14 protein-coding genes are annotated in these 16136 nt (G+C 72.0%); 10 read left to right on the forward strand and 4 right to left on the reverse strand.

The window, feature by feature from the left end; all coding sequences use genetic code 11:
• From kdpB to ABCS02_RS12360, 7 genes are all read left to right on the forward strand, one after another.
• Complete coding sequence (kdpB, locus tag ABCS02_RS12330; RefSeq protein WP_345835933.1) at positions 1 to 2178, forward strand: potassium-transporting ATPase subunit KdpB; 2178 nt, start codon at positions 1 to 3, stop codon at positions 2176 to 2178.
• Between the two features lie 12 nt (positions 2179 to 2190).
• Entirely contained in the window at positions 2191 to 2796 is a 606-nt protein-coding gene (gene kdpC, locus ABCS02_RS12335; protein WP_345835934.1) for a K(+)-transporting ATPase subunit C, read from the forward strand.
• Between the two features lie 92 nt (positions 2797 to 2888).
• On the forward strand, positions 2889 to 5393 hold the full coding sequence (locus ABCS02_RS12340; protein ID WP_345835935.1) for a DUF4118 domain-containing protein: 2505 nt from the start codon (positions 2889 to 2891) through the stop codon (positions 5391 to 5393).
• Entirely contained in the window at positions 5390 to 6070 is a 681-nt protein-coding gene (locus ABCS02_RS12345; RefSeq protein WP_345835936.1) for a response regulator transcription factor, read from the forward strand. The genes ABCS02_RS12340 and ABCS02_RS12345 overlap by 4 nt, the downstream gene beginning before the upstream one ends.
• Positions 6071 to 6156: 86 nt before the next feature.
• Positions 6157 to 8475, forward strand: a complete 2319-nt coding sequence (gene purL, locus ABCS02_RS12350) for a phosphoribosylformylglycinamidine synthase subunit PurL (protein ID WP_345835937.1) — start codon at positions 6157 to 6159, stop codon at positions 8473 to 8475.
• A 93-nt stretch (positions 8476 to 8568) separates the two neighbouring features.
• Positions 8569 to 8703: a hypothetical protein gene (locus ABCS02_RS12355; protein ID WP_345835938.1), complete on the forward strand. Its 135-nt coding sequence runs from the start codon at positions 8569 to 8571 to the stop codon at positions 8701 to 8703.
• A 22-nt stretch (positions 8704 to 8725) separates the two neighbouring features.
• Positions 8726 to 9661, forward strand: a complete 936-nt coding sequence (locus ABCS02_RS12360) for a hypothetical protein (RefSeq protein WP_345835939.1) — start codon at positions 8726 to 8728, stop codon at positions 9659 to 9661.
• A 12-nt stretch (positions 9662 to 9673) separates the two neighbouring features.
• Here ABCS02_RS12360 and ABCS02_RS12365 read toward each other — a convergent pair whose 3' ends face one another.
• On the reverse strand, positions 9674 to 9967 hold the full coding sequence (locus ABCS02_RS12365) for a chorismate mutase (protein WP_345835940.1): 294 nt from the start codon (positions 9965 to 9967) through the stop codon (positions 9674 to 9676).
• 55 nt (positions 9968 to 10022) lie between these two features.
• Here ABCS02_RS12365 and ABCS02_RS12370 point away from each other — a divergent pair, with 55 nt between their 5' ends.
• Positions 10023 to 11000, forward strand: a complete 978-nt coding sequence (locus tag ABCS02_RS12370) for an arsenic resistance protein (RefSeq protein ID WP_345835941.1) — start codon at positions 10023 to 10025, stop codon at positions 10998 to 11000.
• A gap of 9 nt (positions 11001 to 11009) precedes the next feature.
• Positions 11010 to 12164, forward strand: coding sequence for an AI-2E family transporter (locus tag ABCS02_RS12375; RefSeq protein ID WP_345835942.1), 1155 nt, complete (start codon positions 11010 to 11012; stop codon positions 12162 to 12164).
• Between the two features lie 46 nt (positions 12165 to 12210).
• On the opposite strand, the gene ABCS02_RS12380 is transcribed toward ABCS02_RS12375, so the two are convergent.
• Entirely contained in the window at positions 12211 to 13284 is a 1074-nt protein-coding gene (locus tag ABCS02_RS12380) for a beta-propeller fold lactonase family protein (protein ID WP_345835943.1), read from the reverse strand.
• On the reverse strand, positions 13284 to 14570 hold the full coding sequence (locus tag ABCS02_RS12385) for an adenylosuccinate synthase (protein ID WP_345835944.1): 1287 nt from the start codon (positions 14568 to 14570) through the stop codon (positions 13284 to 13286). Before ABCS02_RS12385 ends, ABCS02_RS12380 begins: the two co-directional genes overlap by 1 nt.
• A gap of 88 nt (positions 14571 to 14658) precedes the next feature.
• Between ABCS02_RS12385 and ABCS02_RS12390 the strand changes: the two genes are divergently transcribed.
• Positions 14659 to 15408: a Pr6Pr family membrane protein gene (locus tag ABCS02_RS12390; RefSeq protein WP_345835945.1), complete on the forward strand. Its 750-nt coding sequence runs from the start codon at positions 14659 to 14661 to the stop codon at positions 15406 to 15408.
• Here the strand turns inward: ABCS02_RS12390 and ABCS02_RS12395 are convergent, their stop codons facing one another.
• A complete protein-coding gene (locus ABCS02_RS12395) occupies positions 15409 to 16110 on the reverse strand; it encodes a hypothetical protein (RefSeq protein ID WP_345835946.1) in 702 nt (233 codons plus the stop codon).
• Between the last annotated feature and the right edge of the window lie 26 nt (positions 16111 to 16136).

A 16136-nucleotide genomic window follows, 5' to 3' on the forward strand; every position in this document is an offset into this window, starting at 1 on the left:
ATGGCCTCCCCCCTCGCCCCCCGCAGCAGCGGCGTCGCACCGGTCATCGCCGAGGCGCCCGCACCGGCCCCTCACCGCCCGCGGCAGGGTCAGCGCGCGTTCAGCGCCGCGCAGCTCTGGACGGCCCTCCCCGGGGCGCTGCGCAAGCTCAACCCGGCCGCGCAGTGGCGCAACCCGGTGATGATGATCGTCTGGGTCGGCGCCGCGCTTACGACCGCGATCGCGATCGCCGAGCCGTTCTTCGGCGACTACGCCGCGGGCATCGCGCCGCTGGGCTTCACGATCGGGATCGCCGTCTGGCTCTGGCTCACCGTCGTGTTCGCGAACCTGGCCGAGTCCGTCGCCGAGGGCCGCGGCAAGGCGCAGGCCGCGACCCTGCGCGCCACCCGCACGGGCACGATCGCGCACCGCGTGACGCGGTACGACGAGACCGGCGACCCCGGCGCCCAGCATGTCGAGCTGCAGGACGTCTCGTCCGCCGAGCTGCGGCTGGGCGATGTCGTCGTGGTCGAGGCGGGTCAGCTGATCCCGGGCGACGGCGACATCGTGCAGGGCATCGCCACGGTCGACGAGTCCGCGATCACGGGCGAGTCCGCGCCCGTGATCCGCGAGTCCGGCGGCGACCGGAGCGCGGTCACCGGCGGCACGCGCGTCCTCTCGGACCGGATCGTCGTACGCATCACGGCCAAGCCCGGCGAGACCTTCGTCGACCGCATGATCGCGCTCGTCGAGGGAGCGAGCCGGCAGAAGACCCCCAACGAGATCGCGCTCGGCATCCTGCTCGCGAGCCTGTCGATCGTGTTCGTGGTGGTGGTGCTCATCCTGAACCCGCTCGCCGGGTTCGTCGCCGAGCCGGTGCGCGTTCCCGTGCTCATCGCGCTCCTCGTGTGCCTCATCCCGACGACGATCGGGGCACTGCTGTCCGCGATCGGCATCGCGGGCATGGACCGGCTCGTGCAGCGCAACGTGCTCGCGATGTCGGGTCGTGCCGTGGAGGCCGCCGGCGACGTGACGACGCTCCTGCTCGACAAGACCGGCACGATCACGTACGGCAACCGCCGCGCGGTGGAGTTCGTGGGCCTCCCCGGCGTTCTGCCGTCGGAGCTCGCGAGCTCCGCCGCCCTCGCATCGCTCGCCGACCCGACGCCGGAGGGCGTGTCGGTGGTCGAACTCGCCGAGGCCGGCGGCTTCACCGCGACGCTGCCGACGGATGCGGTCATCGTGCCGTTCACGGCGCAGACGCGCATGAGCGGCGTCGACCTCGCGGACGGCACGATGGTGCGCAAGGGCGCGGGCTCGGCGGTCCTGGCCTGGTTGGAGGCCGCGGGCTCGCCGGTACCCGAACCCACCCGCACACAACTCCTGCAATCCACCGACGCGATCGGCGAGTCCGGCGGAACTCCGCTGGTGGTGGCGGTCCTCACCCCCGGGACTGCAGGAGTTGTGCTGGGGGTCGTGCACCTGAAGGACGTCGTGAAGCAGGGGCTGCGCGAGCGGTTCGCGGAACTGCGCTCCATGGGCATCCGCACGATCATGATCACGGGCGACAACCCGCTCACGGCGAAGGCGATCGCGGCCGAGGCGGGGGTGGACGACTTCCTCGCCGAGGCGACGCCAGAGGACAAGCTCGCGCTCATCCGCCGCGAGCAGGAGGGCGGCAACCTCGTCGCCATGACCGGCGACGGCACGAACGACGCCCCCGCGCTCGCGCAGGCGGACGTCGGCGTCGCGATGAACACGGGCACGTCGGCCGCGAAGGAGGCCGGCAACATGGTCGACCTCGACTCCGACCCGACGAAGCTCATCGACATCGTGCGCATCGGCAAGCAGCTGCTCATGACGCGCGGCGCGCTCACGACGTTCTCCCTCGCGAACGACATCGCGAAGTACTTCGCGATCATCCCGGCCATGTTCATGGTCGCGATCCCGGGCCTGGGCACGCTGAACATCATGGGCCTGCACTCACCGGCGTCCGCGGTCACGAGCGCGATCATCTTCAACGCGATCGTGATCGTGCTCCTCATCCCGCTGGCCCTCCGCGGCGTGCGGTTCCGCGCCGGCGGCGCCAGCAGCATCCTCGGCCGCAACCTGCTCGTCTACGGGCTCGGCGGCATCGTCGCGCCGTTCATCGGCATCAAGCTCATCGACCTCGTCGTCGCCCTGATCCCAGGATTCTGAGGAGACATCCGCATGTCCACCGCACGCACCACACTCCGCACGACGGGCGTCGCGATCCGCGCGATGCTCCTGTTCACGCTCGTCCTCGGCGTCCTCTACACGCTCGTGGTCACCGGACTCGGCCAGCTCATCTTCCCGGGACAGGCGAACGGGTCGACGGTCACCGGCGCCTCCGGGCAGGTCGTGGGCTCGGCGCTCATCGGGCAGGCGTTCACGGATGCCAGCGGCAACGCGCTCCCGCAGTACTTCCAGTCGCGTCCGTCCGCCGCGGGCGACGGGTACGACGCCGGCGCGTCGGGCGGCTCGAACCTCGGTCCGAACAACCCCGACCTCGTCGCCGCGATCGGGCAGCGCCAGCAGGCGATCGCGGACCTCGACGGCGTCCGGATCGCGGACATCCCCGCGGATGCGGTGACCGCCTCGGCCTCGGGGCTCGACCCGGACATCAGCGTCGCGAACGCCCTCCTCCAGGTCGACCGCGTCGCCACCGCGCGCGGCCTCACGCCCGACGTTGTCCGGCAGCTCGTGGAGTCCCACATCCAGCCCCGCGACCTGGGCTTCCTCGGCGAGCCGCGTGTGAACGTGCTGGCCCTGAACCTTGCCCTCGATGCCCGCTGACCCTGGCACAATCCACCCATGAGCCCTTCCGGTGTCACTCGCGCACAGTCTGCGCCCCCGGAAGTGTGCGCGAGCGACACCGGAGCGGCTCCGTGAGGCGGGGGAGGTTGCGGGTCCTGCTCGGCGCGGCCCCGGGCGTCGGGAAGACGTTCACGATGCTCGAGGAGGGGCGGCGGCTCCGGGACGAGGGCACCGACGTCGTGATCGGCATCCTCGAGACACACGGGCGCGCCGCGACGCTCGCGCAGGCCGTCGGCCTCGAGCAGGTTCCGCGGCGCGAGCTCGACCACCGCGGCGTCGTGCTCAGCGAGCTGGACACGGATGCCGTGATCGCGCGGCATCCGCAGCTCGCGCTCGTCGACGAGCTCGCCCACACGAACGCCCCCGGATCGCCCACGCAGAAGCGCTGGCAGGACGTGGAGATCCTGCTCGACGCGGGGGTCGACGTCATCACGACCGTCAACGTCCAGCACATCGAGTCTCTCGCCGACGTCGTCGCGCAGATCACCGGGGTCGTGCAGCGCGAGACGGTGCCGGATGCCTTCGTCCGCGCGGCGGATCAGATCGAGGTGATCGACCTCGCGCCGCAGGCGCTGCGCGACCGCCTCTCCGCGGGCCTCGTGTACCCGGCCGAGCGGATCGACGCGGCCCTCTCCAACTACTTCCGGCTCGGCAACCTGACCGCCCTCCGCGAGCTCGCGCTCCTCTGGCTCGCGGACGAGGTCGACAGCGCGCTCAACCTCTATCGCGAGGAGCACGGGATCGAGGGCGCCTGGCAGGCGCGCGAACGCGTCGTGGTCGCGCTCACCGGCGGCACCGAGGGTGAGACCCTCATCCGCCGTGGGGCCCGGATCGCGGCGCGCTCGGCCGGCGGCGAGCTGCTGGCCGTGCACGTCTCCGGGCACGACGGGCTCCGCACCGCGAACCCCGCGGCGCTCGTGCACCAGCGCGAGCTCGTGGAGTCGTTCGGCGGCACGTACCACCAGCTCGTCGGGGACGAGACGGCGCGCACGCTCGTGCAGTTCGCCCGCGGCGTCAACGCCAGCCAGCTCGTGCTCGGGGTCAGCCGCCGCGGCCGGCTCTCCGCGGCCCTCACCGGGCCGGGCGTCAGCGCGACGGTCATCCGCGAGGCATCCGACATCGACGTGCACATCGTGACACACCAGGCGGCCGGGGACCGGTTCGCCCTGCCGCGGCTGCGCGGCGGCGCGCTCAGCTGGCGACGGCGCCTACTCGGCTTCGCGGTCGCGCTCGTCGGCGGGCCGCTCCTGTCGTGGCTGCTGTTCGCGTTCCACACCCCCGACTCGATCACCTCCGACGTGCTCGCCTACCAGTTGCTCGTCATCGTCGTCGCGCTGATCGGCGGGATCTGGCCGGCTCTCTTCGCCGCGGTGCTGTCCGGCCTGACGCTCGACTTCCTCTTCGTGGATCCGATCTTCACGATCACGATCGACAAGCCGCCGCACGCGGTGGCGCTCGGACTCTACGTCGTGTCGGCCGTGCTCGTGAGCTGGATCGTGGACCAGGCCGCGCGCCGCGCGCGCATCGCCCGCCGCGCCGCCGCGGAGGCCGAGCTGCTCGCGACTGTGGCCGGCAGCGTCGTGCGCGGCGAGCGCGCCGTACCGGCGCTGGTCGCCCGCGCCCGCGAGGCGTTCGGGCTGGCCGGCATCCGCCTCGTGGATGCCGAGGGCACGGTCCTCGCGACCGACGGCGAGCCGGACGCCGACGGGCAGTTCCTCGCGATCCCGGTCGGGCGCGACGGCACGACCCGGGCCACGCTCGAGCTGCACGGCGGCGAGCTCGACGCAGCCGGCCGCCGCCTCCTCGAGGTGATCGTGACGCAGCTCGGCGCCGCCCTCGAGCACAGCGAGCTCCAGGCGACGGCGCGCGAGGCGGATGCCCTCGCCGAGACCGACCAGGTGCGCAGCGCCCTGCTCTCCGCGCTCAGCCACGACCTCCGCCGCCCCCTCGCAGCCGCCGTCGCCGCGATCGGCGGCCTCCGCGCCACCGGCACGTTGTCCGAAGAGGATCGCGCCGAGCTCCTCGCGACCGCGGACGAGAGCCTCGCGACCCTGTCCACCCTCGTCACGGACCTGCTCGACGTGAGCCGTGTGCAGGCGGGCGTCCTCGCCGTGTCGCTCGCGCCGACGGATGTCGCGGACGTCGTCCTCGCAGCGCTCGACGAGCTCGACCTCGGCCCCGGCAACGTCGACCTCGCACTCGACGCGGACCTGCCCGCGGTCGAGGCGGATGCCGTGCTGCTGCAGCGCGTGCTCGTGAACGTGCTCGCGAACGCGGCGCGCCACTCGCCCCCCGACCGGCCCGTGCACGTGTCGACGAGCCGGCTCGGCGATCGCGCCGAGATCCGCGTCGCCGACCACGGCGAGGGGGTCCCGCCGGAGCGGCGGGAGGGCATGTTCGCGCCGTTCCAGCGCCACGGCGACACCGACAACACGGTCGGGCTGGGGCTCGGGCTCGCACTCTCCCGCGGGTTCGCGGAGGGTATGGGCGGCACGCTCACCCCGGAGGACACGCCTGGCGGCGGCCTCACGATGGTCGTCGGCCTCCCGCTCGCACGGTCGGAGGAGGACGCATGAGGATCCTCGTCGCCGACGACGACCCGCAGCTCGTCCGCGCGCTGCGCATCACGCTCGCCGCGCACGGCTACGACGTCATCGCGGCTCCCGACGGCGCGAGCGCCGTGAGCCTCGCCGCGTCGCGGCATCCCGACCTCGTGCTGCTCGACCTCGGGATGCCGAAGCTCGACGGCGTACAGGTGATCCAGGCGCTCCGCGGCTGGACGAGCGCGCCGATCCTGGTCGTGTCCGGCCGCACGGGCTCCGCCGACAAGGTGGAGGCCCTCGACGCGGGCGCCGACGACTACGTGACGAAGCCGTTCCAGATCGACGAGCTGCTGGCGCGCCTGCGCGCCCTCGCGCGCCGCATCGGCGACGCGCCCGAGTCCGCGGTGGTGCGCTTCGGCGACGCGGTCGTGGATCTCGCCGCGCACGAGGTGACGCGCGCGGGCGTCCACGTGCGCCTCACGCCGACGGAGTGGCGGATGCTGGAGTTCCTCGCCCGGCACCCCGGCACGCTCGTCACGCGCGAGACGCTCCTCAAGGAGATCTGGGCGAGCGAAAGCGTCGGCGACTCCGGCTACCTGCGGCTGTACGTCTCGCAGCTGCGCAAGAAGCTCGAGCCCGACCCGGCGCACCCGCGCTTCCTCCTCACGGAGGCCGGCATGGGCTATCGCCTCGTCGTCGACGAGGCCTGAGCCCGTCGACGGCATCGGCCGGGACGGACACCACACGAATAGACTGGATCCATCCCCGGCATCCTCGATCCCTGGAGTCCAGCCGCGTGACCAGCACCCCTGTCATCGACACCGTCGAGAACGCCGCAGCGACGCCGGAGCGGGAGCAGCCGTACGCGGCGCTCGGGCTCAAGGACGACGAGTACGCGCGCATCCGCGAGATCCTCGGCCGGCGGCCCACGTCGGGCGAGCTGGCGATGTACTCCGTCATGTGGAGCGAGCACTGCTCCTACAAGTCGAGCAAGATCTACCTCCGCCAGTTCGGGCGCAAGGTCTCCGACGAGATGAAGACCCGGCTCATGGTCGGGATGGGCCAGAACGCCGGCGTGGTCGACATCGGCGAGGGCTGGGCGGTGACCTTCAAGGTCGAGTCGCACAACCACCCGAGCTTCGTCGAGCCGTTCCAGGGTGCCGCGACCGGCGTGGGCGGCATCGTCCGCGACATCATCTCGATGGGCGCGCGCCCGGTCGCCGTGATGGATCAGCTGCGCTTCGGCGCGATCGATCACCCGGACACGGCACGCGTCGTGCACGGCGTCGTGTCCGGCATCTCGTTCTACGGCAACTGCCTGGGCCTGCCGAACATCGGCGGCGAGACCGTGTTCGACGCGGTCTACCAGGGCAACCCGCTCGTCAACGCGCTCGCCGTCGGGGTCCTCCGCCACGAGGACCTGAAGCTCGCGAACGCGTCCGGCACGGGCAACAAGGTCGTGCTGTTCGGCGCGCGGACCGGCGGCGACGGCATCGGCGGGGCATCCATCCTCGCGTCCGACACGTTCTCCGAGGGCGGCCCCACGAAGCGCCCGTCCGTGCAGGTAGGCGATCCGTTCGCGGAGAAGGTGCTCATCGAGTGCTGCCTGGAGCTGTACCGCGACGAGCTCGTCGAGGCGATCCAGGACCTCGGCGCCGCCGGCATCTCTTGCGCCACGAGCGAGCTCGCCGCCAACGGCGGCAGCGGCATGCGCGTCGACCTCGACAACGTGCTCCTGCGCGACCCGACGCTGACGGCCGAGGAGATCCTCATGTCGGAGTCGCAGGAGCGCATGATGGCGATCGTCGCGCCCGACAAGCTCGACGCGTTCCTCGCGGTGACGACGAAGTGGGATGTCGAGACGAGCGTCCTCGGCGAGGTCACCGGCGACGGCCGCCTCGAGATCTTCTGGCACGGCGAGCAGATCGTCGACGTCGACCCCGCCACCGTCGCGGTGGACGGCCCCGTCTACGACCGGCCCGTCGCCTACCCCACGTGGATCGACGCGCTGCGCGAGGAGTCCGCGGAGACGCTGCCGCGCGCGACCGATCCGGAGACGCTCCGGGCCCAGTTCACGGCGCTCGTAGCGAGCCCGAACCTCGCGGACCCGTCCTGGGTCACGAACCAGTACGACACATACGTGCTCGGGAATACGGCCCTCGCGTTCCCCGACGATGCCGGTATGGTGCGCGTCGACGAGGAGTCCGGGCTCGGCTTCGCGATCGCGACGGACTGCAACGGCCGCTACTGCCAGCTCGACCCGTACGAGGGCGCGAAGCTGGCGCTCGCCGAGGCGTACCGGAACGTCGCCGTGACCGGCGCGACCCCGACCGCGGTGACAGACTGCCTCAACTTCGGCAGCCCGGAGAACCCCGAGGTCATGTGGCAGTTCTCGCAGGCGGTCGAGGGCCTGTCGGACGGATGCCTCGAGCTCGGCATCCCGGTCACCGGCGGCAACGTGTCGTTTTACAACCAGACCGCGGACGTCCCGATCCACCCGACGCCGGTCGTCGGCGTCCTCGGCATCATCGACGACGTCGCGACCCGCATCCCGAGCGGCTGGCAGGACGCCGGCGAGAACCTGTACCTCCTCGGCGTCACTGCGACCGAGCTGAGCGGATCCGCGTGGGCGCAGGTCGTGCACGACCACCTCGGCGGCCGCCCCCCGCGCGTGAACCTCGCGGCGGAGCGCCGGCTCGCCGAGCTCCTGCGCGCAGCATCCGACCAGGGCCTCGTCTCGAGCGCCCACGACCTGTCCACGGGCGGCCTCGCGCAGGCGCTGGCCGACGCGGTGCTGCGCTTCGGCGTCGGCGCGCGGGTCTGGCTGACCGAGCTCATCGAGCGCGACGGGGTGGATGCCGCGACCGCGCTGTTCTCCGAATCGACCGGCCGCGTGCTCGTGACCGTGCCCCGCGAGGAGGACGTGAAGTTCCGCGGCCTCTGCGAGGGCCGGGGCTACCCCGTCCTCCGGATCGGCGTGACCGACGCCGCCGCGCCCGATGCCGAGCCGGCGCTCGAGGTGCAGGACCTGTTCACGATCCCCGTGCCCGAGCTGCGCGCCCTGTCGTCGGCGACCCTCCCCGCGGTCTTCGGCGAGATCGTCCCCCGAGGCTGAACCGCCCGAGCCGCTCCGGTGTCACCCGCGCACAGTCCACGGGCCGGAGAAGCATGCGCGAGTGACACCGGAACGGCTCGTACACTGGGGGACGTGGCGGACGACGACGAGTACGGGGATCTCACCGCGCGGCGACAGAGCCGAATGAAGGTCGTGGCCTGGGTCGTGATCATCGCACTGATCCTGGTCGGCGGCGGAGCCACAGTTCTCTCCCTGCTCCTCGGCTGACGCACGCGGTTAGCATGGGTTCGTGGAACCCGTGTTCCAGTTCCTGGGCAGCTACTGGTGGCTCGTCTTCCCCCTCGGAGCGGGGATGGCGGCGATCGGCCGCGCCTGGGAGGGCGGCGCGCGGCGGCGCCACCGGCGGCGCCTCGAGATCCTCCGCGCGAAGAGCGAGTACCGGGTCGCCCGGGCCGAGGCCCGCGGGCGTCCGAACCCCGGCGGACTGACGGCGCCCGGCACCGCGCCGGCCGCGACCGAACGGCCGCTGACGCAGCCGCAGGAGCTCGAGCGCCTGTTCGCGACGCACGACGCCGTCACGAAGCGCTGGCTGGACTACGAGCTGGACGTCGCGAAGCTGATCGCGTACCCCGCCATGAGCGACGGCCGCCAGCCCCTGACCGCCGCGTTCCTCCGCGCGAAGAAGCTCGCCGACGGACTCCGTCCGGCATCCCCGAAGGTGCCCCTCACCCGCGACCAGTTCGTGGAGTACCGCAACGCGGTCACCGACTTCGAGGTCGCGTTCGACGTCGCCGAGCGCGACGCCAAGCGCGTGCGCGACTCCTCGTTCACCGAGACGGAGCGCAAGCGCCTCGACACGGCCAAGCAGCTCCTCACGGTCGCGATCGACCAGGCGGCCACCCCGGCCGAGCGCCAGCTCGCGTACCGGCGCGTGCGCGAGGAGCTCGACGGGCTCATCTCCCTATCGGACGGCGCGATCGAGGTGCTCGAGAACCGCGTCTCCCTCGAGCTCACCCCCGGGACCCCCGCCAGCCCCGGGACGCCCGGGACGGATACCGCGGCACCGGCCACCCCGGTTCCGGCAACCCCGGCTCCGGCAACCCCCGCCACCCCGGGAGAGGCCGCCCCTCCCGCACCCCCGACGGCATCCGCACCGCAGACCGGCGCGTGGCCGGTTCCGTCTCGCTCCACGGGCCCGGGCCGCGTCGTGCACCCGAAGCGCTGAGCCGGCGGCAGGTCAGCTCTGGGCGGCCTCGTGGTGGCGGATGACCTCCGCAACCACGAAGTTGAACCACTTCTCCGCGAACTCCGGGTCGAGGTCGGCATCCTCCGCGAGGCGGCGGAGGCGCTCGATCTGCCGGTCCTCGCGGGCCGGGTCGGACGGCGGCATCCCGTGCTCGGCCTTGAGGTACCCGACCTGCTTGGTCGCGCGGAACCGTTCGGCGAGCAGGTAGACGAGCGCGGCGTCGATGTTGTCGATGCTCGCGCGGTAGCGCTGCAGCACCGCCTGGGGGTCTTCGTCGCGGGTCATGTCGCCTCCTCCGCTCCGACCCTACCCGCCCCGCGCGCTCTGGAAGACTGTGCGGATGCGGCGCGCGGTGCGGTGGATGGAGCGGAACCAGGCCCCGCTCTACCTCGTCGCGCTGCTCGGGGGCGGGGTCGCGGGGCTCCTGCTGCCGGGGATCGGGCCGGCCCTGTCCGGCGCCGTGAACCCCGTGCTGGCGCTCGTCCTGTACGCGACATTCCTGGGGGTGCCGGCGCGCCGCTTCCCGGCCGCGTTTCGGGACGTCCGCTTCCTCGCGGCGGTGCTCGTGCTCGACTTCGTCGTCGCGCCGGTCGTCGTCTTCGTGCTCTCGCGCGTGGTCGCCGCGGATGCCGCGCTCCTTGCGGGTGTGCTGTTCGTGCTCCTGACCCCGTGCGTCGACTACGTCATCGTGTTCACGGGCCTCGCGGGCGGCGCCCGCGATCGGCTCCTCGCGGTGACGCCGCTGCTCATGGTGCTGCAGATCCTGCTCCTCGGGCCGCTGCTGTGGCTCATGGCGGGACCCGACCTCGTCGCGGCGGTCGATCCCGCGCCCTTCCTCGAGGCGTTCGTCCTCATCGTCGTGGTCCCGCTGGTCGCGGCGGTGCTCACGCAGGTCGCCGCCACTCGGTGGCGCGGCGCACGGCTCCTCCTCGCGGCCGCGACCGACGCGATGGTCCCGCTCACGATGCTGGCGCTCGCTCTCGTCGTGGGCTCGCAGATCCACGGGGTGGGCGCGCAGCTCGGCCGGCTCGCCGCCGTGATCCCCGTCTTCGTCGCGTTCGTCCTGGTCATGACCGCCGCCGGCTGGGCGACCGGACGGATCGCCCGCGTCGACGTCCCGGGGAGCCGGGCCGTCGTGTTCACGGGCGTCACGCGCAACTCGCTCGTCGTGCTGCCGGTCGTGCTGACGCTGCCTGCGGTCCTCGATCCCGCGCCGCTCGTCGTGGTCACGCAGACCCTGGTGGAGCTGGTGGTCCTCGTGGCGCTGGTACGGCTCGTCCCCAAGATCATCCCCGGCGGCGGGACCCGCCACCCCTAGAGTGTGACCATGACCGACACGCCCGCCGCTGCGCCGGAATCTGCCGCCGCACCGGAGCCCGCGACCGCCGCCTCCGAGCCCGCGGCCGCGGGTGCCCGCACGCAGAGCCGCGTGTTCTGGGCGAACCTCGAAAGCCCCTTCTCCGTCGGCTTCTTCCTGACGATCGGCGGCCTCGTCGCCTTCGCTCTCGGGATCGCCTTCTCGAACCTGTCGACCATCATCATCTACGTCGCCTTCGCGCTGTTCGCCGCGCTCGGACTCGACCCGGTGGTCCGGTTCCTCGAGCGGCGCAAGGTGAAGCGCGCGTGGGGCATCGTGATCGTCTACACCGCGTTCGCGCTCGTGCTCGTCGCGATCCTCTGGCTCATCATCCCGGCGGTCGTGAGCCAGATCGCGCAGTTCATCAACGGCATCCCGACGATGATCTCCGACTTCCAGCACTCGGACACCTACGCGTGGGCGCAGAGCACGTTCGGCGCCCAGATCGGCACGATCCTCTCGCAGGTTCAGAGCTTCCTGACCAACCCGTCGAACATCGCCGCGATCGGCGGCGGCGTCCTGGCCGTGGGCACCACGATCGCCACGACGATCTCCGGCATCATCATCGTGCTCGTCCTGAGTCTCTACTTCCTCGCGTCGCTGCCCACGATCAAGCGGTCGTTCGTGCGGCTCGTCCCGGCGCGCAACCGGCCGACCGTGGGCACCATGACGGAGCAGATCACCGACTCGGTCGGCGGCTACCTCATGGGCATGGTGATCCTGGCGTTCTGCAACTCGGTCGTCGCGTTCTTCCTGCACCTGTTCCTCGGTCTGCCGTTCCCGGCCCTGATGGCGGTCCTGGCGTTCGCCATCACCCTCATCCCCCTCATCGGATCGGTGCTGTACTGGATCATCGCGAGCTCGATCGCCCTGTTCACCAACCCGGTGGCGGCCCTGATCTTCGCGATCATCTACCTGATCTACATGCAGGTCGAGGCCTATGTCCTGACGCCCCGCGTCATGAACCGCACGATCTCCGTGCCGGGCTCGCTCGTCATCATCGGCGCGCTCGTCGGCGGCACCCTGCTAGGTCTCCTCGGGGCGCTCGTCGCGATCCCGATCACGGCGTCGATCCTGCTGATCATCAAGCAGATCCTGATCCCGCGGCAGGACGCGAAGCTCTAACCCCGCCGAGGCCCTCGCGGACACGCTCCGCCGCGCGATCTCGTAGCTACCGCGCCGGCAGCACGCAGGTCGGCGACGGCACCTGGGCCCGGTGCCGCACGCGGCCGGGCACGCCGGTGCGCGGGTCGAGGGTCAGGGACACGACCTCGTTCGAGCGCTGCCCCGACACGAGCAGGGTGTCGCGCACGACGACGTGGTGCCAGGGCCAGGCGACGCCGGCGTCGACGAGCGCCGCCGGCTCGAGGCTCGCCCCGTCGCCGCGGACCCGCAGCACCGCGAGCGTGTTCGAGCCGCGGAGCCCGGCGTAGAGAAAAGCACCGTCGCGAGAGGTCGCGAGCTCGGCGGCCGTATCGCCGGGCAGCGCGCCGGTCGGGACACCGCCGATGACCGACCATCGTCCGTCCGGCCCCGGTGCGAGCGTGAAGACCTCGCCGGTGTACTCCGTCAGCACGTGCAGGTGCCCGCTCGGGTGCACGACCGCGTGGCGCGGGCCGGATGCCGCGGGCAGTACGACCTCATGATCGAGCCGGAGCTCGCCGGCGACCGGGCGCCAGATCCGGACGAGGTCGTAGCCGAGGTCGGTCGTCGCGATCCGTCCGTCCGGGAGCAGCACAGCCTGGTGCGCGCGCGAGATACGGTCCGGCTGGCCGGGCACAACGACCGTGCCAGGATGCGGATCCTCCGCGGCCGCGGCGACGATGGGCGAGAGCGGCCGTCCGTCCGCCGCGAGCGCGATGCGGACGACGCGGCCGTCGCCCCAGCACGACGCGACGAGGGAGCCGCCACCGGGCGCGACGAGGAGGTGGCACACGGCCGCGCCGGCCTCGACCGTCTCGCCGAACGGCTCGAGCACGCCCTCCCCGGTCCGGAGGAACGCGCCGACCCGGCCCGAGCTCTCGAGCGAGGCGTACACGACGTCGAGGCTCGGGTGCGCCGCGAGCCACGTCGGCGAGCGGAACCACTCGTCCGCCTCACCCTCGCGACGGGGCGCGGCCAGTCCGGCGTAGGCGAGCGGGCCGCCCGCGGTCTCCTCGTCCGGCATCCCGGACAGGAGCACGCCGACGCCGTCGGCGCTGCCGCCCTCCAGCTCCGGCGTCCAGCCGCCGACCCAGAACCGCATCAGTCGACGAGGTCGTGGCGCACGATCACGGCGTCGCGGGCGGCGCCGACCCCGATCACGGAGATCCGCGTCCCGCTCATCTCCTCGAGCGCCAGGACGTAGTCGCGCGCCGCCGACGGCAGCTCCTCGAACGTGCGGGCGCCGGAGATGTCCTCCCGCCAGCCGGGAAGCTCCTCGTAGATGGGCCGCGCGTGGTGGAAGTCCGACTGGTTGACCGGGACCTCGTCGAAGCGCCGCCCGTCGACGTCGTAGGCGACGCAGACCGGGATGCGGTCGAAGCCCGTCAGGATGTCGAGCTTCGTCAGCACGAGGTCCGTGATCCCGTTGATGCGGTTGGCGTAGCGCGTGATGGGCGCGTCATACCAGCCGACGCGTCGCGGCCTGCCGGTCGTGGTGCCGAACTCGAAGCCGCGCGCGCGGAGCCGGTCGCCGTCCTCGTCGAACAGCTCGGTCGGGAACGGCCCCGACCCGACACGGGTCGTGTATGCCTTGACGATCCCGACCACGCGATCCAGGCGACGGGGCCCCACGCCGGAGCCGGTCGCCGCGCCGCCCGCGGTCGCCGACGAGGAGGTCACGAACGGGTACGTGCCGTGGTCCACGTCGAGCATGGTCGCCTGACCACCCTCGAACACGACCACGTCGCCGGCGTCCAGCGCCTCGTTCAGCAGGAGGGAGGTGTCGCAGACCATCGGGCGGATGCGCTCGACGTACGACAGCAGATCCTCGAGGATCTCCTCCACCGCGATCGCGCGGCGGTTGTAGACCTTCACGAGGAGGTGGTTCTTCTGGTCGAGAGCGCCCTCGATCTTCTGCCGCAGGATGTTCTCGTCGAAGAGGTCCTGCACACGGATCCCGACGCGGTTGATCTTGTCGGCGTACGCCGGGCCGATGCCGCGCCCGGTCGTGCCGATCTGACGCTTTCCGAGGAAGCGCTCGGTGACCTTGTCGAGGGTCCGGTGGTAGTGCGTGATAATGTGCGCGTTCGCGCTGATGCGCAGGCGCGACGTGTCGATCCCGCGGCTGCGCAGCGCGTCGAGCTCGTACATCAGCACCTCGAGGTCGATGACGACGCCGTTGCCGATCACCGGGTTCACCCCGGGGGTCAGGATGCCGCTGGGCAGCAAATGCAAGGCGTACTTCTCGTCGCCGATCACGACCGTGTGACCGGCGTTGTTGCCGCCGTTGAACTTGACCACCCAGTCGGTGCGCTCGCCCAGGAGGTCGGTGGCCTTGCCCTTGCCCTCGTCGCCCCACTGGACGCCCACGATGACGATGCCTGGCATGCACACTCCCTGGGTCGCGCCCGGCACCCGGCCGTGACGCTTTTCAGTCTAGCCGCGAGGCATCCCGGGGCCCGGGTACAGTGAGGCCGTGAGGCAATCCCGCTGGTGGGCGCCGACCTGGACGTCGTTCCGCATTCTCGCGGGGCTCGTGATCGTCGCCGCCATCACGACGCAGTTCGTGAACACCCTCGACCTCGCCGCGCACGAGAACCACAGCATGGCCGTGACCTCGGGGAACTTCTTCAGCTACTTCACGATCCTGTCGAACCTCGGCGCGGCGGTCGTCCTGCTGTGGGCGGGCCTGTGGTGGATCACGGTCGGCCGGCACGGCGACGGCGACGACCCCCGCCCGCTCGCGGTGACGCTCGCGTGCGTCACGACCTACATGCTCGTGACGGGCGTCGTCTACAACACGCTTCTGCGGGGCATGCCGGAGCCGGCCGGCGCGATCGTGCCGTGGGCGAACGAGATCATGCACGTCGTCGCGCCCCTCGTCCTGCTCGCCGACCTCTTTCTCGGGCCGCGGCGCCGCCCGCTGGCGTGGGGCACCGTCATCGGCATCCTCGTCTTCCCGCTCGTCTGGGTCGCGTACACGATGACCCGCGGGCCGTTGACCTACTCGCCGACGACCGGGATCCCGCCCTGGTACCCGTATCCGTTCCTGTACCCCGACAAGGTGCCCGGCGGCGCGCTCGGCGTGTCCGGCTACGTCGTCGCGATCGCGATCCTCATCGGGGTGTTCGGTGTGATCGTCGTGGCGGTCGGGCGCTGGCGCGGGCGGCGGGCCGCACGCGCGCGAAGCGCGTTGGCGCCGACCGGACGCCGGACGCTCGTCTGATCAGCCTCCCGCGATCAGGGCGACGCTCGGACTCAGCCATCCGATGATCTCGGCGTCGGCCGGCACGGGACGCACGGCGAAGTGGTGCGTGGCGACGTCGAGCACGACGCCGTTCGCACCGCACGCGAGCGCCCAGCCGCCCGGCACGCGACCGTTCGCGAGCAGACACGCCTCCCCGTCGGGCGAGAGCGCGAGGCGGACCGCGACCCCGTCGATCAGCGCGATGTATCGGACCGTGGCCGGCTGGATGCGCTGCAACAGGTCTGCGGGGATCGGAGCGATCAGGTCTTCGTCGGTGCGGATCGTGCTGAACTCGGGCAGACTCGCGGCGTCCGAGGCGGCTCCCTCGCGGATCGAGGACCACAGGTTGCCGAGCCCCACGCCCGCGGCGAGGAGTGCGACCACGGCGAGCCCGACCGCGATCGCGGTCCGGGCCCGGCGCCAGCGCCGCGCTGGACCGGTCTCGCCAGCCGGCTCGCCGCGCCCCAGGGCTGCGGGAGCCGTGGTGGCGCGGCGCGCGGCCGCGCGAGCCGAGGCATCCGGGCGGTGGAGCGGCGCCTCCCGCGCCGGCGGATCCGGATGCTCCATCCGTTCGAGCGACTCCAGGCGGCGCAACTCGGCCGCGGTCAGGCCTCGGCCGTCGTCGCGGTAGAGGCGCTCGCGCAATCGCTCGAGCTCCTCGGCATGACCCGAAGTGCTCATGCTTCATCGTCCCCGCGGGCGCCGTT

It is taken from the genome of Microbacterium sp. X-17 (assembly GCF_039615055.1).